The sequence below is a fragment of the Weissella tructae genome (genome assembly GCF_000732905.1).
Classification (GTDB): Bacteria; Bacillota; Bacilli; order Lactobacillales; family Lactobacillaceae; genus Weissella; species Weissella tructae.
In genome coordinates, this window is the sequence record NZ_CP007588.1 from 1,245,815 (window position 1) to 1,269,268 (window position 23,454).

Consider the following 23,454-nt stretch of genomic DNA (forward strand, 5'->3'; position numbering starts at 1 on the left):
AAAGTCGCAGCCTTTACCTGCCTTATTTTCAACAAACCTGTTGACACAGCCCAGTTTAATAGATATAGTTAATATCGGTTGTTGCATAAATCAACAATTACCTCATGATGAAGTTTGGCCCAATGGTCAAGTGGTTAAGACGTCGCGTTCTCAGCGCGGAATCCAGGGTTCGATTCCCTGTTGGGCTATTGCTCAAAAGTTAAATTCATCATGGCCCAATGGTCAAGTGGTTAAGACGTCGCGTTCTCAGCGCGGAATCCAGGGTTCGATTCCCTGTTGGGCTATACTTATCAAAAAAGCTGATATCTTAATTGATATCAGCTTTTTTGTTTATTTATCCGTCTGCAATACCCGTTGTACCTCTGTCTGCAATGCTGGAATCACATCTGTTTCAAACCATGGATTTTGTGACAACCAAATATTATTACGTGGTGAGGGATGGACTAGCGGAAAGTAGGTTGGTAAAAAGTCCTTATATTGGCGAACATTGTCCGTAATTTTAACACTGGCCTTCTCATCTAAATAATAATGTTGTGCGTATGCACCAATTAAAATTGTCAGTTTAATATTTGGCATCATCTGTAACATCTTTGGATGCCATTTCTCAGCAACGATTTTACGTGGTGGTAAATCACCTGATTTCCCTTTGCCCGGAAAATAGAAATCCATTGGTAGTACCGCAATATCACCGGAATCGTAAAAGATAGCATCATCAATACCTAACCATGAACGTAGACGATCACCTGATGCATCTCGCCACATCACATTTTGTTCTTGTGTTTTTAGACCAGGTGCTTGTCCAATAATTAAAATCTTAGCCGTCTTTGGAATCGCAAACAGAGGTTTCCAGCCTTTTTCTGTAAATATCTGGTTTTCTGGAGCTGATGCAATTTCGTCTCTAATCGTCATTATTCTCTCCTATCCAAAACATCTGTATGATTGCCTTCAGTATACTAAAAAAGATGACCCTATGAAAATATATAGGGTCATCTTTTTAATTGTTATTAGACAAACATGCTCAAGATCAATACGATAATCAATCCAACAACAGAAATAACTGTTTCCAATACTGTCCAAATCTTCAAAGTTTGCTTCACATCCAAGTCAAAGTATTCCTTGAACATCCAGAATCCAGCATCGTTCACGTGTGAAGCAGCCAATGATCCGGCTCCAATGACAAGAACCATCAATGCTGGGTTAATTCCAGCTCCGGCCATCAATGGACCAACCAATCCGGCAGCGGTCAAAGCAGCAACTGTCGCTGATCCTAGCGCAACACGCAAGATAACTGTGATAATCCATGCTAGCAACAATGGTGAGATTGTTGATCCTTGGAACATCAAAGCAACTTGGTCAGCAATTCCACCATCAATCAAGATTTGCTTAAAGGCAGCACCACCACCAATAATCAATAGCAACATCGCGATTGAACGAACAGATTCTTCAACTGAAGTACTAATTTCAGCAGCTGACTTTTGTTGGTGCCATCCCATTGCCCACAATGCGAATAGCAATGAAATAATCATGGCTCCCACAGGGCTACCAATCATCGTTACAAATGAATCGAATCCTTGTGGATCAGTAAATGGCTTACCATTGTTGTTTACCATTGTGTAGATAGTTGTGACACCCATCAACAAAACAGGGAACAAACTTGTCAAAAGTGATAGCCCAAATGAAGGTGTCTTTGCTAGATCAAATTCCTTGATTTCACCAAATGAACTTAGTTCACGCTTAATCGTAAATGCTTCTGGCGCATACTTTTGAGCCAACTTAGTAAATAGTGGCCCCGCAACAATCGCTGCTGGAATCGCAACAATCAAACCGTAGAACAAAACTTCACCAGTGTTTGCACCCAACGCTGTTGCAATCGCTGTTGGCGCAGGATGAGGTGGCAAGAATCCGTGTGTTACAGACAATGCGGCAGCCATTGGAATTCCCAAGTATAGCAATGGCACACCGACTTCAAGCGCAATAACGAAGATAATTGGAATCAAGATAACCATTCCAACTTCGAAGAACAACGCAATTCCCAAGATGAAGGCAGCAACCATAACAGCTAGTTGAATACGCTTCTTCCCAAACTTTTCAATCAACGTGTGGGCAATACGGTATGCTCCACCGGCATCAGATACCAATCGTCCCAAGATGGCTCCAAAACCAAACACAATGGCCAACTCACCCAGTGAGCCCCCAATACCTTGTGAAATAGAATGTGGAATTTGTGCAAAATCCATTCCCAATCCTAGTCCTACCATCACGGCAGTAAAAATTAATGAGATAAATGTATTTAGCTTAACCTTCACAATAAGGAAAAGTAAAAACAAGATTCCCAAAAACAGTGTAATCATAGATTGCATGACTTTCTCTCCTATATATCTTTTTTGTATGTAAATTAGTGTAAAGGTTTTACTCACTTTTTGCAAGCGCTTTCAGTTTTTATTTTATGTTTTCTTTAATTATGGCGTATTTCACAAGCCGATACCCTCATTTCACAATCTATTTTTTTGCAATTACCGGTTAAAAACAGGTACAATACACTTACTACATGCGTCAGAAAGGATTCCTCATGCAATTTATTTCATGGAATATCGATAGTTTAAATGCTGCCATTCAACATAAGTCACCTCGTGGTGAAATGACTTGGTCTACCCTAGTCGAAATCGCCGCGATGGCACCAGATGTCTTGGCTATTCAAGAAACAAAGTCACCCATTACTGGTATGACTGGCCCACAAGAAAAAGTCATTAAAGAATTATTCCCTGACTACCACATCTACCAAAACACAAGTACTGAACGTAAGGGTTACTCAGGAACAATGATGTTATCAAAGACTGAACCACTTAACATCACAACACCTAGTATCGATGCACCAGAAGGCATGGATACTGAAGGTCGCATCCTAACACTAGAATTCGAAAACGCTTTTGTTTCGACTGTCTACACACCTAACTCTGGGCGTGAACTAGCACGTTTAGAAGATCGCCAAGGCTGGGATGCAAAATACCAAGCTTATATTGAAAGTTTAGATGCCATTAAGCCCGTTATTTTTTCTGGGGACATGAATGTCGCGCATGAAAGCATTGACTTGAAAAACCCTAAGGCAAATCGTCGCTCTGCTGGCTTTACAGATGAAGAACGTGCTGGCTTTACATCACTATTAAGTGCCGGCTTTGTGGATACATTCCGTTTCCAACACCCCGACACGATTGAAGCTTACTCATGGTGGGCACAAATGTCTAAAACATCAAAAATCAACAACACTGGTTGGCGTATTGACTACTATCTAGTATCACAACGCCTAGCTGATAATATTGATGAAACAAGCATTTTAAATACTGGTGATCGCCAAGATCATGCCCCTGTGACACTTTCATTGAAAGATTTCACACTGTAAAAAACATCTCATTCAAGCCACCTACATGTGTTTGTAGATGGCTTTTTTGTTGCATGCATCGCCCTATCTTTTGGATATATAAAAAAGCCACCCGTTTAAGGGTGGCTTTTCGTTTAACTTATTTTTAGCCTTAGAATTGGTTTTCTAACAAGCTACGGATGTCTGACAAGTATGGTTGACGTGGGTTCGCCGTTGTTGTTTGGTCATCGTAAACCAAGTCCAACAAACCATCTAGTTGTGCATCGAAGTCTTGCTTTGTGACACCATTACCTGACAATGTCACATCAATATCCAAGTTATCTGTTAATGTCTTAATCTTAGCTAACAATGCATCTACTAACGCAGCATCATCTTTACCAGTCAATCCAATGTAACGTGCGATATCAGCGTAATCCTTTTGTGCTGTGTATGTCTCGTAACGAGGGAATGGTGTACGCTTTACATTTCCACTCACAGCATTGAACTTAATCACTTCTGGCATGGCAATTGAAATTGATAGTCCGTGTGGCAAATCAAAAGCTCCACCAGTCTTGTGTGCCAAGGCATGGTTAATACCTAAGAAGGCATTCGCAAATGACATACCTGCCAATGTTGATGCATAGTGCATGTTGGCACGAGCTGATTGTCCTTCCTTAGAAGGATGGCTTGCATCGTACTTGTATGATGTCTCAAGGTTTTCAAAGATTAACTTAATAGCTTGCAAGGCCCATGGACGAGTGAAATCAGATGCCATTACTGAAACATATGATTCAAGCGCGTGAGACAAAGCATCCATTCCTGAGTAAGCAACTGTACGCTTAGGTACAGTCATCACGAATTCAGGGTCAACAATGGCTACATGTGGTGTCAATTCGTAGTCAGCCAATGGGTACTTAACATGTGTTGCGTCATCTGTAATAACCGCAAATGGTGTTACTTCTGATCCCGTTCCAGATGTTGTTGGAATGGCAACCATTTGCGTTAATGTTTGCGTTTCAAATGTCACAATACGCTTACGAATGTCGATAAACTTTTGTTGCAACTTACCAAACAATTCTGCCAATTGCGCTTCGTCATCCAATACACCTTCATGGTTTTGGGCGTATTCATATAGGTAACGTCCAATCTTACCAGCATCAAGTGCAGAACCTCCACCAAGCAAGATAACAGTGTCCGGTTGGAAATCACGCATTTGCTTAGCAATATCAACCGCTTGGCTAATCATTGGATCAGGTTGTACCGTTCCGTAGATGCTTGTCTTAACTGGGCTTTGACGCAAAGCTAATTGTTCGGCGACCTTTTCAACGAATCCAAATTGTACCATTCCTGGGTCAGCCACGATAAAGGCACGTTCTACACCAGGCATGTCTTGCAAGTATGAAATGGCGTTTGATTCGTAATAAATTTCCTTTGGCAAGCGAATCCATTGCGGACGGTTACGACGTTGGGCAACTGTCTTAACATTCAAAAGATCGTTTGTTGATAGATTGTGTGACAATGAATTCTTCCCCCATGATCCCGTTCCAAGCGTCAATGATGGACGCATGGCATCGTTATAGATATCTCCAACTCCACCTAGTGCATCGGGTTGGTTAACCAAAATACGTGAAGCACCAATAGCATCTGCATATTCCTTCACAAATGGGTCGTCTTGTGCCCCAATTTGAATTGCTGCATTGTGTCCTGCTCCTTGGTAATCCAACAAAGCTTGCACAATTTCAACACCTTCTTCACGTGAACCTGCCTTATATACTGACAAAAGCGGGCTCAACTTTTCTGAAGACAAAGCTTCACCGATGTTCTTCTTATCTAGTTCAAACAAGATAACATCCTTATCAGCTGGCATTTTAACATCTGCATTTTCAGCAATTGTACGTCCTGGCATTCCAGCAATCGGACCAGTTACACCAAAGCCTTCAGCATTTGCCTTAAACACATAGTCAGCCAACTTCTTGTGTTCCTTCTTTGGTAACAAGTAAGCACCTTGTGCTTGCATTTGCGCCATAAATTCATCGTAGACTTCTTCAGCGATAACAACTGAATTTTCAGTGGCACAAATCATACCATTATCAAAACGCTTAGATAGTAGTAAATCTTCAACCGCACGATTTACATTAGCTGTGGCATCAACGTATACCGCACCGTTTCCAGCTCCAACTCCCATTGATGGGTTTCCTGAACGAAGCGCTGCGTTAACCATTCCAGGACCACCAGTTGCTAAGATTGAGGCAATATCTTGGTTCGTAATCAAAGCATTTGTTGCTTCCATAGAAGGCTTTTCAATCCATTGAATGAAGTGCTTAGGTGCTCCAGCTGCAAGCGCTGCTTCGTAAACGATTTGCGCCGCATGTGCTGATGACTTTTGTGCTTGTGGGTGGAAAGCGAAGATAATCGCATTACGTGTCTTAGCTGTCATCATTGACTTAAAGATTGTCGTTGATGTTGGATTTGTCGTTGGCACGATTCCTGCCAAAATCCCAAGTGGTGCTGCTAATTGAACAGAACCAGTTACCTTGTCTTCTCCAATAACCCCAACTGTCTTATCATGCTTGATTGCGTTGTATACAGATTCAGATGCGAACTTGTTCTTTGTGTCCTTATCTTCAACCACACCACGACCAGTTTCATCGTGTGCTTCGTGTGCTAACAATAATGAATTTTCAGCTCCGGCCAATGCCATTGCTTCTACAATACGATCAACTTGTTCTTGTGTGTAATTTTGGAATTCAAGTAATGCTTCCTTTGCATTCGCAACCAACTTTTCTGTCATTGCAACTGCTGCAGCTGTCTTTTCTTCTTGTGTCATATCTTGCTTTTTATCTGTGCTCATGTTTTTAATCCCCTTTATTTAACGTTTCCCTTACTTCTCTACACACTTAGTATAACACTTCACAAAGTCGTGTCAACAGACTTTGAGAATAAAATCACATAATCATTCTTAACGCACTCTCATCAGCATGTAAGGTTATTTGTCACGTTTTGTGATTTAAATCACAACGTGTTTTTGTTAAAAAATTAGCAGAAAATATTTTCATTTGTTTTTTCGTATCCAATAATTTAAAACAAAAAACCGCTCAAACCCTTGATATAAAGGAATTCTTATTCATTATATGAATTTTAATGCATTTAAACTGATTTAAATTCTACTAATTAGCATTAAATCGATTTACCATTTTTAAAACAGCCCTTTTCTTTTTTTCGTCGTTGTATTATGATTTATGTGTACTCAGAAAGCGCTTTCAACGAGTAGTAACTTACGACATATTCATCGAGTTTGAATGTGTTTTCACAACTGTTTAGACGAATAGGAGATTTATGATGATTGATAATCCAGCAATTCAAGTGAATTCCGAAATTGGGAAGTTGAAGTCAGTTTTGTTACACCGTCCCGGAGCCGAAATCGAAAACATTACGCCTGATACAATGGAACGTCTATTGTTTGATGACATTCCATATCTAAAGATCGCGCAAGAGGAACACGATTTCTTCGCCAAGACATTGCAAGATAACGGTGTTGAAACCGTCTATATTGAACAATTGTTAGAAGACGTCTTACAAGACGAGGCAGTCCGTAACGAGTTCTTAACACGTTACCTAAATGAGCACTACTACACTGGTGCCGCTATGCGTGACATCCGCGACTACTTAAACTCATTAGATCTACACACAATGGTCGCAACTATTTACGCCGGTATCCGTCGTGAATTGGTTGACCTAAAAGAACCTAACTTGCATGACGTATCTGGTTCTGATGCACAAAACCCATTCTTGATTGACCCACTACCAAATGCGTACTTCACACGTGATCCACAAGCCATGATGGGAAATGGTTTGACGATTAACCGTATGACATTCGCCGCACGTCGTCCTGAGTCATTGATTACTGAATTCGTTATGAAGCATCACCCACGTTTCGCCGGCAAGGTCGATATTTGGTTGGACCGTAATACTGATTCACGTATTGAAGGTGGAGACGAATTGGTCTTGAACGACCACACATTGGCAATCGGTGTATCAGAGCGTACATCAAGTCGTGCCATTCAAGCGTTGGCTGAAGAAATGTTCAAGAATCCTGACAGCAAGTTCGATACTGTTGTGGCAATTGAAATTCCACACAACCACGCAATGATGCATTTGGACACAGTGTTCACGATGGTTAACCACGATCAATTCACAGTCTTCCCTGGAATTATGGATGAAGACGGAAAGATGAACATTCAAATCTTGCGTCCGGACAAGGACGGAAACGTCACTTTGCACCCACGTACAAACTTGAAGAAGACATTGATGGAAGTTCTTGATTTGCCAGAACTTGACCTTATTGAAACTGGTGGTGGTGACCCTATCGTTGCCCCACGTGAACAATGGAATGATGGATCAAACAATTTGGCAATCGCACCTGGTGAAATTGTCACATACGACCGTAACTACATCTCTATCAAGTTGATGGAAGAACACGGTATCAAGGTTCACCAAATCAAGTCTAGTGAACTAGCCCGCGGTCGTGGTGGTGGTCGTTGTATGAGTCAACCAATCTGGCGTGACAACATCTAACCCACTACAAACACTTATTACAGACATTAAAGGAGCATAACAATGGTTGAATTAGCACAATTACAAACAATGCAAGGTCGTTCATTCTTGAAGGAAATCGACTACACACCCGCAGAAATGCACGCATTAGTTGACCTTTCGATTGAATTGAAGGCCGAATTGGAAGCTCAAAAGTCTGGTGGGCCAGTTGTTACGAAGTACTTGCATGACAAGAGCATCATCTTGCTATTTGCCAAGACATCTACACGTACACGTTTGTCATTCGAAATTGGTGGTGATGAATTAGGAGCCAACACAGTTTACATTGACCCAACATCAAGTCAATTTGGTAAGAAAGAATCTGTTGCTGACTCTGCTCGCGTCTTCGCTGGTATGGCCGATGGTATTGAATACCGTGGATTCGCACAATCAGACATGGAATTAATGGCTAAGTATGCCGTTGATACTGAAGGTCGCCACAAGCCCGTTTGGAACGGTTTGACTGATGAATGGCACCCAACACAAATGATTGCCGACTTCATGACTGTAAAGGAAAACTTTGGTCACTTAGGAAATGATTTGACTTTGGCTTTCGTTGGAGATGGACGTAACAACGTCGCTAACTCATTGCTAGTTGCTGGATCAATGTTGGGTGTTAACGTACACATCGTTGCCCCTGCTGACCTACAACCAACAGAAGAAGTTCAAGCGATCGCCAACAAGTACGCTGCTGAAACTGGTGCAAAGCCAATGATTACAGCTGATTTGGACGCTGGTGTTGCTGACGCTAACGTTATCTACAATGACGTATTCGTAAGTATGGGAGAAGACAATTGGGAAGAACGTTTGAACCAATTGATGCCTTACCAAGTAAACATGGCATTGCTAAAGAAGTCTAAGCACTTTGACAACGGTTTGATTACAATGAACTGTTTGCCAGCGTTCCACGACTTGAACACAACAGTTGCGGAAGACGTACACGAAAAGTACCCTAACCTAGTTGGTACTGATGGTATTGAAATCACTAACGATGTTTTCGAAGGACCACAAGCACGTCACTTCCAAGAAGCGGAAAACCGCAAGCACTCAATTAAGGCCATCATGGTCGCAACTTTGGGTGACTTGTCTCTATATCCAAAGCAATAAGCCTTAAATTTGTTGCAAAAAATGAATTGTGACATTGTGTTGCAATTCATTTTTATTTTACGGAGAGAGTATTATGGAAAAAGCAGAGGTTAAGAAACTAGGCCTCGTGGCCTTAATTAGTGGAATTGTTACGAGTTCATTAGGGTCCGGAGTCTTCAACGTATCATCTACACTGGCACAAGGTAGTACCGTCGGTGTCTCAATTTTAGCTTGGTTATTCGTGATGGTGGGAATTGGATCCCTTGCGTGGGTCTTCGCAACACTATCAAACTTATTCCCAAAGCTTACCGGTGTCACTGACTATGCATTAGAAGGTAGCGGTAAAATCGCTGCCGTTGCATCCGGTTTTGCCTACTTTGTCAGTGGATTTTGTGGAAACCTAGCCTTCTTATTGATGTTAGGTCAAGCAATTAGTTATTTCTCAATTTACATTCCCGCGCTAGCGCCTTTAGCCGATGGAAGTAGCTTGGTTACAATTATATTTGTATCCGCTTTTTCATGGATTTTGACATGGTTCGTGATTAAGTACGGTGTTGAAAACATGGTGAATTTCAACACCATCATCACCTTCTTCAAAGTTGGTTCATTAGTTGCCTTCATGTTGTTTGGAATTATTTTCTTCCAAGCTGGTCTATTTACAGCCCACTTCTGGGAATCATTTACCAACAACATGGGAAATCTTTCATTCGGTCAAATGACTGGTGAAAGTTTCTACAATCAATTCAGTACCGGAATCCTATCAATGATTTTCTTGTTCGTTGGTATCGAAAGTGCGTCAATGATGGGAGATCGTGCGCAAAAGAAATCAGATGTTGCGAAGGCAACAATGATTGCGACATTTATCTTGTTCTTTATGTACTTCGTGATTACTTTGTTGCCATTTGGTATGTTGCCACAACAAGAATTAGCTAACATTCAAGAACCGGCCCTAGTTTTCGTCGTACAACAAACAGTTGGTCCAATTGGTGGAGCTTTGATGAGTTTGGCTTTGATTATCGCCCTAGTTGGTGCCTTGATTAGCTGGTTCCTACTACCAGTTGAACCATTGCAACGACTATCATCACAAAACATCTTCCCTAAGTGGATGGGTAAAACTAATGAAATTGGCGCCCCTGTCAATAGTTTGATTTTTACCCAAGTATTGATGCAGTTACTGATTTTCACTTTGTTCTTTACAGAGTCAGCCTACATTTTCGCTTTGAGCTTATGTACGGTCGCAATCGTTATCAGTTACTTCTTCGTCGGTTTGTTCCAACTTCAAGTTGGAATTAAGCGCAAGAGCACTGCTTTGATTATCCCAGGTTTGATTGTTGTCTTATTTGAAATCATTGCGGTGGCTGTTTCAGGTATTCAATACCTAGCACTATGTTCATTAATCTTGGTAATGGGATTCATCTTCTATGTACAACATCAAGGAATTCCTAACATCAAACGTGGTGAATGGATCACTATCGGTATCACAACTGTTGCTGCCATCTTCACAATTATTGCCCTAATCAACGGGACAATTACATTGAGTTAAATTGAAAGGATATTATTATGCAAAAACGTGTTATTTTCGCTCTTGGCGGTAACGCCATTCTAACTAACGATGCCTCAGCAGCAGCCCAACAAGCTGCTTTGAAAGCAACGGCTAAGAAGCTTGCTAATTATGTCCAAACACATGATGGTACACAGCTTGTTATCACGCATGGAAATGGTCCACAAGTTGGAAACTTGATGTTACAACAAACGGCTAACCCATCTGAAAAGAACCCAGCAATGCCACTTGATACAGTTGGGGCAATGACGCAAGGTGAAATTGGTTACTGGCTTGCTAATGCTTTAAACGACGAACTTCCCAACAATAACGTCGCTGCATTGTTCACGCGAACACTAGTAGACAAGAACAACCCTGCATTCCAACACCCAACTAAGCCTATCGGTCAATTCTACAACCAAGAAGAAGTCGCAGCCCTACAAGCTGAACATCCTGAATGGCAATTCGTAGAAGATGCTGGACGTGGTTTCCGTCGCGTTGTCCCATCACCAGAACCAATCGGTATCGTAGAAGCATCTGCAGTGGAAGCATTAGCTAACGCTGGTGAAATTCTAATTGCCGGTGGTGGTGGTGGTGTCCCAGTTATCCGCGAAAACAACCAATATGTTGGTGTTGAAGCGGTTATCGATAAGGACTTTACGTCTGCTAAACTTGCTGAAGTTGTTGAGGCTGACGAATTGATTATCTTAACAGCGATTGATCAAGCCATGATTAACTTCGGTAAAGAGGACCAACAAGCGCTTGGTACTGTTTCAGTAAACGAAATGAAGCGTCACGTGGACGACAATCAATTCGCTGCTGGTTCAATGAAGCCAAAGATTCTTGCCTTACTATCATTCGTTGAACGTACAGGTAAGCCCGCTATCATGACTAGTCTTGATAACGTCGGTGATTACGAAGATAATGGCCGTGCAACCATTATCGTTCCCGATTAATATTGATTTAACTTCCCAATCTACATTCTAAACTCCAGAAAAATAGAATAGATATGAAACATGCCATGCAGTCCCCTAGCTGTATGGCATGTTTTTTGTCAAAAATAATGTAGTAACCAAAAAAGCGTACCGAAATTAATCGGTACGCTTTTTCTATTATCTGATTACCAAATCATAACGCGATCTTCAGGTGCTCGATACATACCATCTGATGGTTGTACATCATATGTTGTGTAGAATTCACCAAAGTTAGACATTGTGACATTGGTACGTAACTTAGCAGGCGCGTGCACATCTGAAGCAACCAATAGTTGCATGTATTCAGGACGTGCCTTCATACGCCAAATCTTAGCCCAGTTGTCAAAGAACGCCACTAAATCAGCATCTGCTTCACGTTCTGTGGCTTCAAGCGCGGCTGCAACACCACCCAAATCAGCGACATTTTCGGAAACAGTTAACTTACCATTTACTTTTGCGCTATAGGCATCAAGACCATCAAATTGGGCCACAACTTGATCAGTCTTCGTCTTAAATGCAGCATAGTCTTCGTCTGTCCACCAATTGTTCAAACTTCCGTATTCATCAAATGATGCACCGTTCGTATCAAAGGCATGAGAAATCTCGTGTGCGATAACTGTTCCAATTCCACCATAATTCGCTGATGCTGATTGCTCTAAGCTATAAAATGGTGCTTGTAGAATGGCAGCTGGGAACACAATTTGATTTTGTTGTGGATTGTAATACGCGTTCACTTGATGCGCAGACATATGCCATTCTGTGCGATCAACCGGTTGATGCCATTTTGACCAGTGATACGCAATGTCTTGTTGACGGAAACGATTAGCAACACTAAACAATGTGTCGTCATCTTGAATCACTTTATCATAATAACGAACAGGTAATTTATCAGGGTATCCGATATGTGCTGAAATCACACCAAGCTTCACTTGTGCTTTTTCACGTGTTTCCGGTGCCAACCAGTCAATATTATCTAAACGATTCTTATACACATCAATCATCACAGCGACTTGTTTTTCAACATCTGCCTTAGCTTCTGGTGAGAAATATTTATCAGCATACCAAAGCCCTAACGCTTGATTATAAGGTCCTGAGGCTAAGTAATAGGCTGCTTTCTCTTGGCTAATAGCTTCTGGTGTTCCTGACAAATGGCGTCCGTACGCACCACTTAACACGCGAATTTCGTTTGATAGATATGATGTAAAGCTGTTAACCACACCTAAAATCAATGTGGCTTTTAACAATGGCCATGCTTCTTCAGAATAAAACTCAGCTGCATGTTGCCAAAAACGTTCTTCTGGTACCACAACCATATCGGGCTTTTCACCAATTAATTGCATCATAATAGCATCTAATGGCATACCAGGTACAAGTTTTGTAAAGTCATCCCATGCATATGGATGGTACAACTTGGCATATTCAGCCCCTTCTTCATTACTTAACACGTACTTTGCAATGCGTGCATCATAGGCCAATACCTTATCTAAGATATCTTTAATTTCTGCATCTGCAAATCCAAATGCCATCAACAACGCCTCTTGCGATTCACGCCACTTCGCTAACAAATCAGCGGCTTGTGGGTGATCTGGCTCATAGTATGTTGTATCTGGCAAGATTGTTCCCAATGCATCAGCCCACAACACATTTAATTGTGCATTTTTAAAGTCAGGCGCAACACCAAATGGTAATGCATTTGGTAATCCAGCTTCTTCTAAATCAGCCATTTGATTCGCAAAATCTTCCCATGATGCCATTGCCTTATACTTCTCAATCAATGGCAAAATAGGCGCAACGCCAGTTTTATCACGTTGGTCCCAATCGCTTGTTAAATGGTGGTATTTCACAAAATTGTTCAATAATGTTTCTGTCGGTACGTCCTGGCCAGCTTGCCAATCCGCCGTCGTATTTAACATCAACTCTTCAATTTCATCAGCTAAATCACTAAAGCCACCCGTACGTGGCTTGTCAGATGGAATCACAGCTGTTTCAGCCCATTCTGCATTGATTGCATCATAAAAATCATCTTGTTTACGTATCATAGCGTCCCCCATTTATACATTTATTAGCTACTAGTTTACCATGTTGAACTCAAACCAATCAAAAAAGCGTAGCTATTAAATAACTACGCTTTTTAAAGACTACTTATCCCATTCAGCTAATTGCTTCTTAATATCATCATTCAAGCGTTCTTTAGCCTTCTTTGATTCACTGTCAGCAATTTTATTCTTCAACGTTTCTTGTGCCTTCTTATCGTCTGCAAACTTCTTGTCCTTCTTAGTTGCTGATTCGAATGCATCCTTCATTTCTTTTTCTAGCGACTTCTTATTCTTGTCTTCACTTTCAGTCGCTGTCTTTAGAAGTTGATCATATTGATCAGTTGTGATTACTTTCCATTCTTTAGGAAGCGTCATCACATAATCTGTACCCTTAGCAATTTCGTGTGGTTCACCCCAACGCATAAATTGCTCAAATACATTCGTAACTTGATAATTGTTAACACTTGTCTTCAACGTCGCAGGTGTTCCCTCTTTCAAAGTCATCGTTGTGTTTCCAACTAATGTTTGGAATGTCTTACCGTCTGTCATGTATGTGTAACGAACACCACCATCAACCTTTTTAGTTGTGATGAAATCGTAGTCTCCTACATGCCCTGCTGGTTGAATTTTATCTGTCTTTGTTGCTTGTACTTCTTGCATAAACAAATGCTTTGATTGCGCATTTGCTAGACCGTATCCATTTCCAATTACTAGAACAATTCCAATAACAAATGGTACCCAAGAAATTTTGCGGTGATGCACAAATTGCATCAAGGTATATAGTAATAGGGCGAATCCTAATACAAGTAAAATAATCATGAGTTTTTCCTCAACTTTCTATTCCGTTATTATACCATATCGCTTTTTTGCCTCGTCACAGTTGATATTCATCATCAAGCCGCGTCATGCAAAACACTGTCTATTTCATTTAGATATGGTGGATATAACCAGGTCGGATTCGCACCGACACACCTCTTATATCAGGCTGATTATTAGTTCTTTAGTTTCCTAGTGACGCCACTGTCAAACCACCAAAGATGATCGCCAATACAGTGAACAACACACTTACAAGCATCACAATAAACATAAACAAACCAGCACGGTTCCAAGTTTCTTGCACGGCCTTAAATGTCGCAACGTCTGTGTAGTTACCATTCTTCCAGGCCCATTCGTTTCCCTTAGCTCCAATAACAAACATCCACACGATGTTGAAAATAGGAATTAGCATCAAGAAAACCAAATATGACTTATTTCCAATTCCCCAAAGGATACTGTACATAAAGGCTCCCCAGTTCCAACCCTTAACTTCTTCTGGTACAACATTCATTTCATTTTGCATCATAATCTCCCATCTACTCAATACATACAATTTAAGTTACTTATATATCATAACACATGACATTTTCACATAAAAACAAAAAAACGACCTACTCTAATGAGTAAGTCGTTCTTTTTATCACACTTTATTTAATCAAAAGATTAAACAAGTGGTGACCACTTCCAGTCAGTGAATTCTTCAATGTCACGACCTTCGTTACGAGTAACGTCGAAGTGCTTAGCCAAGATGTCATCCATCTCCTTCAAGAAGACAGCAGCCTTAGCTTCGTCAACTGTTCCGTTCGCAACAAGCGTAGAAACGGCGTCCTTAGCTTGGTTGAAACGATCCAATTCTGAGTATACACGCATGTCGTAAGTAGTTGTGATGTCACCATCTTCACGGTATCCGTGAGGGCGCAATCCCAAGTGTCCACGTTGGTAGAAGAATGATTCGATCAAACCTTCGTAACCGTGGAATCCGAAGACAACAGGTGTTCCTGATTCACCGAAGTAAGCAGCGAATTCTTCGTCTGACAACTTACGGTCATCGTTCATTGGTCCGTTCTTAGCTTGCAAACGCATCAATTCAACAACGTTCACGTAACGCATTGCAACTTCAGGGAAGGCAGCGTTAACCAAGTGCAAAGCAGCCAAAGTTTCGATTGTTGGTTCTACACCAGCAGATGCGAAGACGATGTCAGCCTTACCTTGTGGAGCAGTAGATGCCCATTCGATTGTTGCCAATCCTTCTTCTGCCAAGACAGCAGCTTCATCAGCTGAGAACCATTGTTGACGTGGTTGCTTTGAGGCAACAACGTGGTTAACAACGTTACGTTCTGAGAAGGCACGGTTGAATACAGCCAACAATGAGTTTCCATCGGCTGGCAAGTATTGGCGGATGAAGTCAGACTTCTTTTCAGCCAAGTGTGTCAACATACCTGGGTCTTGGTGAGTGTAACCGTTGTGGTCTTGTTGGAATACAGTTGAAGTTGAGATCAAGTTCAACGCTGGGTAATCGTTACGCCATGATTGTTCTGAGGCGTGACGCAACCACTTGAAGTGTTGAGTGATCATTGAGTCAACTACACGTAGGAATGATTCGTATGATGCGAATACACCAACACGACCAGTCAATGTGTAAGCTTCCAACCAACCTTCAGCTTGGTGTTCTGAAAGTTGTGAATCAATGATACGACCTTCAGGTCCAACCTTTTGGTCGTTAGGGAACTTAGTTTCTTCCATCCATTGACGAGTAGTTACATCAAACATGTCCCATAGACGGTTTGACATAGTTTCGTCAGGTCCGAAGATACGGAATGAAGTAGGGTTCATCTTTGCAACTTCAGCAAAGAATCCTGACAATACGTTCATGTCCATGTTGCGCTTTGAGTCAGCTAATTCAGTACCACGGTTTTCCGCAGTAATTTCGTTAGTGTATTGACGCCAGTCTGGCAAGTCCAAGTTCTTTGATGATTGACCCTTAGGTGCTCCACCGTTAGCAATTGGGTTTGCTGCCATACGCTTGTCACCCTTAGGTGCAAGTTCTGCAAGTTCTGCCTTCAATGAACCATCAGCATTGAACAATTCTTCAGGCTTGTATGAAGCCATCCATTCTTCGAATTGTGGCAATGTTGACATGTCACCTTGTGACAATGACAAAGGAACTTGGTGCGCACGGAATGAGTCTTCGATTGGGTTTCCGGCTGCGTCGAAACGAGGTCCACCCCAACCCTTTGGCAAACGTGCAATCACAACAGGCCATGCAGCGATTTCACCATCTTCGTAACGACCGTTTTCACGGGCGTCCTTTTGGATGGCCTTAATGTCTTCGATAGCTTGGTCAAAGACTTGTGCTGACATTTCGTGGTAAGCCATGTAGTCGTGGATGTCATCGTTTTCGATGAAACGAGGTGACCATCCCAAACCTTCGAAGAACTTTGAGATTTCTTCGTCTGACATACGTGAGAAGATAGTTGGGTTTGAAATCTTGAATCCGTTCAAGTCCAAGATTGGCAAAACGGCACCATCGTTCTTAGGGTTCAAGAACTTGTTTGAGTTCCAAGCAGTCATTGATGGACCAGTTTCGTTTTCACCGTCACCAACGACAGCAAAAGCGATTTGTTCTGGGTTATCCAACACAGCACCGATGGCGTGTGATAGTGAGTAACCCAATTCTCCACCTTCGTGCAATGAACCAGGAGTTTGTGCAGTCATGTGTGATCCGATTCCACCAGGGAATGAGAAACGCTTGAACAACAATGACATACCCTTAACGTCTTGTGTGATTTCAGGGTAGTTGTCAGTGTAAGTTCCGTCAAGGTATGAGTTCGTAACCATAACTTGTCCACCGTGACCAGGTCCACCGATGTAGAACATGTCTAGATCGTACTTGTTGATCAAACGGTTAGCGTGAGCGTATAGGAAAGTTTGTCCTGAGATAGTTCCCCAGTGACCGATAGGCTTAACCTTAACGTCTTCTTCAGTGATTGGTGTGTTAGTCACTGAGTACAATGGGTTGCTCTTCAAAAAGATCATACCTGCTGAAAGGTAGTTGGTTGCACGCCACCAGGCGTCAACTTTTTCAAGGTATTCCTTTGAATCAAAATTAGTCATTTTGATGAATCTCCTTTGTATAAGAAAGTGATAGTGAATTAAACACTGGGGCAGACGAGAGAGTCTCCCCAGCTAACAAGTCAATCATAACAGATAATGAAAATGTGTTCAAGAAAAAGACTCGAATTGGAGCGGTCCAATTCTTAAAGAGGCCTTAATCCCCGTCCAGACTATCAAAACTATTAAACTCCATGTACTTATAGTGAACACGCATTTGAGCCATTTCAAACGGCGTCCCGTCGTCTAGGAAATAGATACCTGCCATAACTCCAACCGGTTCAACCGGCTTTAACGCTAGCAATTCTTGGTCTGCCGCATCTGATGGTTCTGCGGTAACTGTTAGGAATGATTTCGTAACTGATTTTTTTGTCGCATTTTGTGTGTATTGGAACAAAGAATGCTTCACGTCATCAGCTGTCAAATCTGGCAATAATTTAACTGGGATAATCGCATGCTCAATCATAAATGCCGTCCCTTGCAAGACACGCAGACGTTTCATCCGATAAACGCGCTCCCCTTTTTCTAAGAAAAGATCCTGACAAATTTCGTCATCGGCGGTCATCGTCTCAAATTCCAACACTTTAATCGCTGGCGCTTCGCCATTATGACGATAGGCATCTGAAACCCCTAGATTCTGTCCAGCTGATTGGAACATCGGTTGTTTCTTCAGATACAACGGATTAACGAATGTACCAGAACCACGTTTCTTAAAAATAATGCCTTGTTGCGCTAAAACATTTAAGGCGCGTTTGATTGAACTACGTGAAACATCGTAAGCAACAGCCAACGAACGTTCATCTGGTAGTTTTAATGTCGGAAATTCTTGTGCATGGATACGCTTCTTCAAATCTGCGACCACACGCATATAAATCACTTCAGTTTCCATTGATGTTGCTCCCGTGTTTTTGTATGGTCTTCATCATAGCACAAAAGTGGTCCAACCAAAACAACTGGTTGGACCACTTTTGAATTTTAATAATCTTTATTATGCCATTCAGCTAAATATTGCTCAATAAAAGCTCGCATTGCTGCATCCCTTTTCGCACCAATTCGCTTACCTTCAGCCGTGTTCAAACTTGCCGGCAACAGCAACAATTTCTCATAAAAATGATTAATAATCGTTTCACCTTCATCACTACGATAATCTGCTTTAGTCTTCAATTCACGTGGCGGCATCGCCGGATCATAAATCACATGTCCTCGTGGAATACCATATTGCATGGTCCGGACGACACCAGTTAGTCCCATCGCCTCTAGTCGATCTGCATCTTGAACGATATGCCCTTCGAGAGGTAATGGTTCTGGGTTCCCAAAGCGTTCTTTACTCCAAGACATATTATCAATAATCAAGAAAATAGCTGCTTGATCCTCAGTAGAAATATCTAAATCTTGTAACTTATCGACAACAATTTGTTTCGCTGCCGCTTGATCATCTACTAATTTTTCATCATACGTATCATGCAAAATAATAGCCGCCAAAGTCACAAATTCATCTGCATCAGGCTCTGTTGCTAAAATGTGTTGCGCCAATTTGATTGCGCGATGAACATGATCATCCCCATGACCAGTTGCATCCGTTTCTTGCAAACCCTCCATAAACTGCATCAAGGCTACTAAACGTTCTTCCATGTCGCACTCCTTATCGTGTAATTCCCCAAACAATAATATACATCACCAGACTAATCGTTATCAGCCCTAGCATCCCCAACACTAATGGATAGCCAATTATTAGCCATACTGTCTCGGCCGAAATCTGAAATAACCACAAACCTAATGTCAAAATTGTCAACACAAGCACATATTGTGGCATACCATTCCAGACACCATGCCAATCAGATCGACTCAATTTCAATCCTAATATCAAATTGGTCAAAAGTACCAATAAAATGGGTAATTGCCACCAACTATCCCGCGTAAATAAGGTTGTTTCTTGATACATAAACACATTAGGCCACAACCACTTGGTTAGACCAAAACCAACAGCTGTAATCCCAAACATTGGCGCTAAGCCAATCATTAAATTACCCATCTGTTGGTAAAAACTATCTGGTCGCCATGCATGTGATACATACCCTCTTGTTCGATAACCGTCATCAGTCGTTTTTCCACGCTGAAATAACTGTATCTTATCGATATCATGTCGAAAAATAAAGGCCATGATGGCATGAGATAATTCATGAACTACCACGCCAGGCGCTGCCATATAATCCACAACACGTTCACCAAAACGCCGACCAATTAACGTATTAATTTGTTGTGTAATTGCTGAAATAACTAACGCAGCTAATAAAAATGCACCACCTAAGCTAAATAAGACCGTTAGCCATAAAGGCCACAACGTTTGCCATGTCATTGGATATCCTCTGATTGGATGTCTACAAATTCAGCTTCAACAAATGTTGCCAAGGCTTGCGCATCAATCTTAATTGAGCGTCCTAATTCTCCGGCAGAAACCACAATTGTCCCCGCTTCTTTAGCGGCATTATCAAAGTAAATCGGGAATTTTTTAGTTTGCCAAATCCCCACCGGATTATTCGCACCATGCACATAACCTGTTGTTGCCACTAACTCTTTCGCCGGCAACATATGTACCTTCTTGTTACCTGAGACAACGGCCAATTTCTTTTCAGATAAATGTCCTTCTACCGGCACAATGCCCACTAAAGGACCTGTAACATTTCCAGACAAGGCCAATGTTTTATAGATATCAGCTTCAGAAATCCCATGTTCAGCTAATTCTTCTTCACGTCTATCCATGCCACCAGAAAAAACAATTGATTCATACGGAATCTTAGCCTTATCTAAAATTTGTTCAACAAGTATTTTCTTTACTTTCACTTTTTTTGCCATGGATGGTTACCTCATTTCTCTAGTATTTATCATTTTACCTGAATATCCATCATTTTAAAAACACGGTCTCTTAAATTGATTTATCTAAAATGAAAACTTTCATTTTTTAAAATTTCGACAAAAATGAAGCATGTACCCTAAAATCTGATTTGCTATATTAGTGTCACTCCCGGGATGTTGCTGTTATTTCATTTGTTTGTTTAAAGGAGCATACATGCGTAAAAAAGGACTATATCTACTAACTATCCTGTCCGCTTCAACTCTTATACCGCTTACTGCACCCATTGCACTAGCGGATACACACACATCGACTCATGAATCTGCACAAAATGTACAACCAGTATGTTTAGCTCACTTTGACCATCTCGTCTCTGTTCACAATAATCAATACGTTTTAGCAACTAACAACGATGCACATATTTCACAAAATACTTATACACAATTAGAAAAGGCTGTGACGACAGCTAATCAAACGATTGCAGCACATCATTTCACTATTGATCCAGAAACCAAAGAAATGTACACAGAACATTTGCGTGTGCCACGTGCAGCCAACAGTCGTTACACGTACAAAAATTTTTGGTGGGGAACCCGTTACTATTTCCGTAGCAATCAAGCAGTTGACCAATTAGTACATGAACTTCAAAGCCACGGTAGCGATCTGAGTATCGGTGGTCTTGTTGGGAGTATTATAGCTTCTCGTGGCATCGCTGCTGTGGGAGCCCTCAGCAGTGTCTACTTCCAACGAGTTGCCAATAATCTAAATTATTACAATGCTCGTCATCGTAAAAATCAAATCTATATGGACTGGAATTATTCCGGTCAGTACTCAATGCACATTCTACGTTAAAGGAGCCACCACATGACAATCAACATTTTTATATTAATATTCCTAGCGGGATTGGTGTTTCTTTCTGCTAAAACCGACAATTCATTTAATAGACTATGTCGCCCTTTTCAAACTAAATTACTCATACTGATTGGTATCGGTGGATTCATGCTCGATCTTTTCCAAGGCACACCGTTCTGTGCCGTAATTGCACTGATTATAGTTCTTATAGATGTTGTCTACTCAATACATCAAAAACGTTCTATCTCTAAATAGTCATTACAGTGTTCAAACAGGAGGAAAGGTATGTTACTCGGATTTTTCCCAATTATTTGGTTAGTTCTATTACTCCCTTTACTAGGCCGCAGAAACTTCCCATTCAGCGGATTTCTTAACCGCTATAAAAATCAAACCTTCATCGTTATCGGTTTGTTAGCATTGATCAACGGACTAGCCTGCGATGTTCCTTTTAAGTATGCCTGGACATCATTAGCGGTTATATTAGTTGGTCTTGTGCATTGGACTCGCGAAAAAGGACGACTATCAAAATGAAGTCATAAAATTTATAGACACAAAAAAGACCAACTGAGGTTAGCCTCGGTTGGTCTTTTCGTTTGTATTTAATGATTACAAAACAATGCCTTGCTTTTCCATTGCTTCGATAACTCCTGGGTTAGCCATGAATTCTTCGAAGTTTGTGTCTGCACGTTCGATAACACCTTCGTTACCAAGAACCACAATGTGGTCCGCAATTGTTTGTGCGAATGTACGGTCGTGTGATGTAAAGGCGATTCCACCCTTGTAATCAATCAAACCATCATTCAAAGCAGTGATTGATTCCAAGTCCAAGTGGTTAGTTGGGTCATCCAATACCAACACGTTTGGCTTCGTCAACATCAACTTTGAGAACATAACACGGACCTTTTCTCCTCCAGACAACACGTCCAAAGTCTTTTCCGCATCTTCTCCCTTAAACAACATACGTCCCAACAATCCACGCAAGAATGTGTTGTCGTCTTCATCCTTACCGGCGAAGTCACGCAAGAAGTCCAAAATTGGCATTTCTGGCTTAGGGAAGTTTTGTCCCATGTCCTTGGCCAAGTAATCGTGTGAAGTTGTTACACCCCAAACAACTGACCCTTCATCTGGTTCAGTAACCCCAGCCAAAATATCCATCATTACCGTTGCGGCAACGTCGTTTTCGGCCATGATCAAAGTCTTTTCATTTGGTGCCAAAGTGAAGCTAACGTTATCTAGCAACTTCACACCATCAACTGTCTTAGAAACGTTTTCGACACGAACCATGTCGTTTCCAATTTCACGTGTAGTTGTGAAGTTGATGTATGGGTACTTACGTGTTGAAGGTTGGATGTCATCCAAAGTGATTTTTTCCAATTGCTTCTTACGTGCAGTCGCTTGCTTAGACTTTGAGGCGTTCGCTGAGAAACGAGCCACGAATTCTTGCAATTGCTTGATTTGTTCTTCCTTCTTGGCGTTTTGTTGCCCTTGCAAACGTGAAGCCAATTCTGAAGATTCCTTCCAGAAGTCGTAGTTTCCAACGAATTCTGTGATCTTTCCGTAGTCCACGTCCAAAGTCATTGTTGAAACGGCGTTCAAGAAGTGACGGTCGTGGGAAACAACAAGGACAATGTTTTCATAGTCAGCCAAGAAATCTTCCAACCATGCGATTGTCTTTGAATCCAAACCGTTAGTTGGTTCGTCCAAGATCAAGATGTCAGGGTTACCAAACAAAGCTTGTGCCAACAAGGCCTTAACCTTTGTTGTTTCAGGCAAATCACCCATCAATGCGCTTTGTTGTTCAGATGAGATTCCCAATCCTTGCAACAATTGTGCAGCATCAGCTTCAGCAGTCCAACCGTTCATGTCGTCAAACTTAGCTGACAATTCTCCGGCACGAACACCATCTTCGTCGTTAAAGTCTGGCTTAGCGTAAATCGCATCCATTTCAGCCTTAACATCGAACAATTCCTTGTATCCACGCATAACAGTTTCCATAACTGTCAAATCGTCGAAGGCAAAGTGATCTTGTACCAATGATGACATACGTTCGTTGGCACCCATTGAAATTGATCCAGTAGTTGGTTGAATCTTACCTTCCAAAACCTTCAAGAAAGTAGACTTTCCAGCTCCGTTGGCTCCGATGATTCCGTAAGTGTTACCAGGGGTAAACTTTAAATTAACGTCTTCGTACAACTTTTTTCCAGTAAATACGACTGACACATTTGACACAGTTAACATAT

19 protein-coding genes and 2 tRNA genes are annotated in these 23,454 nt (G+C 41.4%); 9 read left to right on the forward strand and 12 right to left on the reverse strand.

The genetic code is table 11. The features are described from left to right. The first annotated feature begins 116 nt into the window (after positions 1–116). Positions 117–188: transfer RNA gene (locus WS08_RS06160), tRNA-Glu, on the forward strand. 24 nt (positions 189–212) lie between these two features. Continuing rightward, positions 213–284 (forward strand) — tRNA-Glu (locus WS08_RS06165). Positions 285–330: 46 nt separating this feature from the next. Here the strand turns inward: WS08_RS06165 and WS08_RS06170 are convergent. Both WS08_RS06170 and WS08_RS06175 read right to left on the reverse strand, forming a co-directional pair. Next, positions 331–909, reverse strand: a complete 579-nt coding sequence (locus WS08_RS06170) for a uracil-DNA glycosylase family protein (protein ID WP_009765106.1) — start codon at positions 907–909, stop codon at positions 331–333. Between the two features lie 95 nt (positions 910–1,004). After that, the gene (locus WS08_RS06175) at positions 1,005–2,360 is read right to left on the reverse strand and encodes a gluconate:H+ symporter (protein WP_009765107.1); all 1,356 of its coding nucleotides are present in this window, start codon (positions 2,358–2,360) and stop codon (positions 1,005–1,007) included. A gap of 209 nt (positions 2,361–2,569) precedes the next feature. Between WS08_RS06175 and WS08_RS06180 the strand changes: the two genes are divergently transcribed. Then, complete coding sequence (locus tag WS08_RS06180) at positions 2,570–3,397, forward strand: exodeoxyribonuclease III (protein WP_038528617.1); 828 nt, start codon at positions 2,570–2,572, stop codon at positions 3,395–3,397. A 130-nt stretch (positions 3,398–3,527) separates the two neighbouring features. On the opposite strand, the gene adhE is transcribed toward WS08_RS06180, so the two are convergent. Next, a complete protein-coding gene (adhE, locus tag WS08_RS06185) occupies positions 3,528–6,206 on the reverse strand; it encodes a bifunctional acetaldehyde-CoA/alcohol dehydrogenase (protein WP_009765109.1) in 2,679 nt (892 codons plus the stop codon). Between the two features lie 488 nt (positions 6,207–6,694). Here adhE and arcA point away from each other — a divergent pair, with 488 nt between their 5' ends. The 4 genes from arcA (at position 6,695) to arcC (ending at position 11,530) form a co-directional block, all read left to right on the forward strand. Further along, a complete protein-coding gene (gene arcA, locus WS08_RS06190) occupies positions 6,695–7,930 on the forward strand; it encodes an arginine deiminase (RefSeq protein ID WP_009765110.1) in 1,236 nt (411 codons plus the stop codon). 42 nt (positions 7,931–7,972) lie between these two features. Then, complete coding sequence (argF, locus tag WS08_RS06195) at positions 7,973–9,055, forward strand: ornithine carbamoyltransferase (protein ID WP_009765111.1); 1,083 nt, start codon at positions 7,973–7,975, stop codon at positions 9,053–9,055. Between the two features lie 73 nt (positions 9,056–9,128). Further along, positions 9,129–10,577, forward strand: coding sequence for an APC family permease (locus WS08_RS06200; protein ID WP_009765112.1), 1,449 nt, complete (start codon positions 9,129–9,131; stop codon positions 10,575–10,577). Between the two features lie 17 nt (positions 10,578–10,594). Beyond that, positions 10,595–11,530 carry a carbamate kinase gene (arcC, locus tag WS08_RS06205; protein WP_009765113.1) on the forward strand — a complete coding sequence of 312 codons (936 nt, stop codon included), beginning with the start codon at positions 10,595–10,597 and terminating at the stop codon, positions 11,528–11,530. Positions 11,531–11,694: 164 nt separating this feature from the next. Here the strand turns inward: arcC and WS08_RS06210 are convergent, their stop codons facing one another. From WS08_RS06210 to WS08_RS06245, 8 genes are all read right to left on the reverse strand, one after another. After that, positions 11,695–13,587: a M13 family metallopeptidase gene (locus WS08_RS06210; protein WP_009765114.1), complete on the reverse strand. Its 1,893-nt coding sequence runs from the start codon at positions 13,585–13,587 to the stop codon at positions 11,695–11,697. A gap of 99 nt (positions 13,588–13,686) precedes the next feature. Next, the gene (locus tag WS08_RS06215) at positions 13,687–14,403 is read right to left on the reverse strand and encodes a DUF4811 domain-containing protein (RefSeq protein ID WP_009765115.1); all 717 of its coding nucleotides are present in this window, start codon (positions 14,401–14,403) and stop codon (positions 13,687–13,689) included. Positions 14,404–14,584: 181 nt separating this feature from the next. Next, positions 14,585–14,923, reverse strand: coding sequence for a hypothetical protein (locus WS08_RS06220; protein WP_009765116.1), 339 nt, complete (start codon positions 14,921–14,923; stop codon positions 14,585–14,587). A 140-nt stretch (positions 14,924–15,063) separates the two neighbouring features. Further along, positions 15,064–17,514, reverse strand: a complete 2,451-nt coding sequence (locus tag WS08_RS06225) for a phosphoketolase family protein (protein WP_009765117.1) — start codon at positions 17,512–17,514, stop codon at positions 15,064–15,066. 154 nt (positions 17,515–17,668) lie between these two features. Further along, positions 17,669–18,400: a GntR family transcriptional regulator gene (locus tag WS08_RS06230; protein WP_009765118.1), complete on the reverse strand. Its 732-nt coding sequence runs from the start codon at positions 18,398–18,400 to the stop codon at positions 17,669–17,671. 86 nt (positions 18,401–18,486) lie between these two features. After that, positions 18,487–19,143, reverse strand: a complete 657-nt coding sequence (locus WS08_RS06235) for an HD domain-containing protein (RefSeq protein WP_009765119.1) — start codon at positions 19,141–19,143, stop codon at positions 18,487–18,489. 10 nt (positions 19,144–19,153) lie between these two features. Beyond that, on the reverse strand, positions 19,154–19,867 hold the full coding sequence (locus WS08_RS06795; protein WP_009765120.1) for a hypothetical protein: 714 nt from the start codon (positions 19,865–19,867) through the stop codon (positions 19,154–19,156). Then, on the reverse strand, positions 19,864–20,364 hold the full coding sequence (locus tag WS08_RS06245) for an aminoacyl-tRNA deacylase (protein ID WP_009765121.1): 501 nt from the start codon (positions 20,362–20,364) through the stop codon (positions 19,864–19,866). The genes WS08_RS06795 and WS08_RS06245 overlap by 4 nt, the downstream gene beginning before the upstream one ends. A gap of 214 nt (positions 20,365–20,578) precedes the next feature. On the opposite strand from WS08_RS06245, the gene WS08_RS06250 reads away from it, so the two are divergent. Both WS08_RS06250 and WS08_RS06260 read left to right on the forward strand, forming a co-directional pair. Further along, entirely contained in the window at positions 20,579–21,214 is a 636-nt protein-coding gene (locus WS08_RS06250) for a hypothetical protein (protein WP_009765122.1), read from the forward strand. A gap of 285 nt (positions 21,215–21,499) precedes the next feature. After that, entirely contained in the window at positions 21,500–21,745 is a 246-nt protein-coding gene (locus tag WS08_RS06260) for a hypothetical protein (RefSeq protein ID WP_009765124.1), read from the forward strand. A 75-nt stretch (positions 21,746–21,820) separates the two neighbouring features. On the opposite strand, the gene WS08_RS06265 is transcribed toward WS08_RS06260, so the two are convergent. Beyond that, positions 21,821–23,452, reverse strand: coding sequence for an ABC-F family ATP-binding cassette domain-containing protein (locus WS08_RS06265; RefSeq protein ID WP_009765125.1), 1,632 nt, complete (start codon positions 23,450–23,452; stop codon positions 21,821–21,823). Between the last annotated feature and the right edge of the window lie 2 nt (positions 23,453–23,454).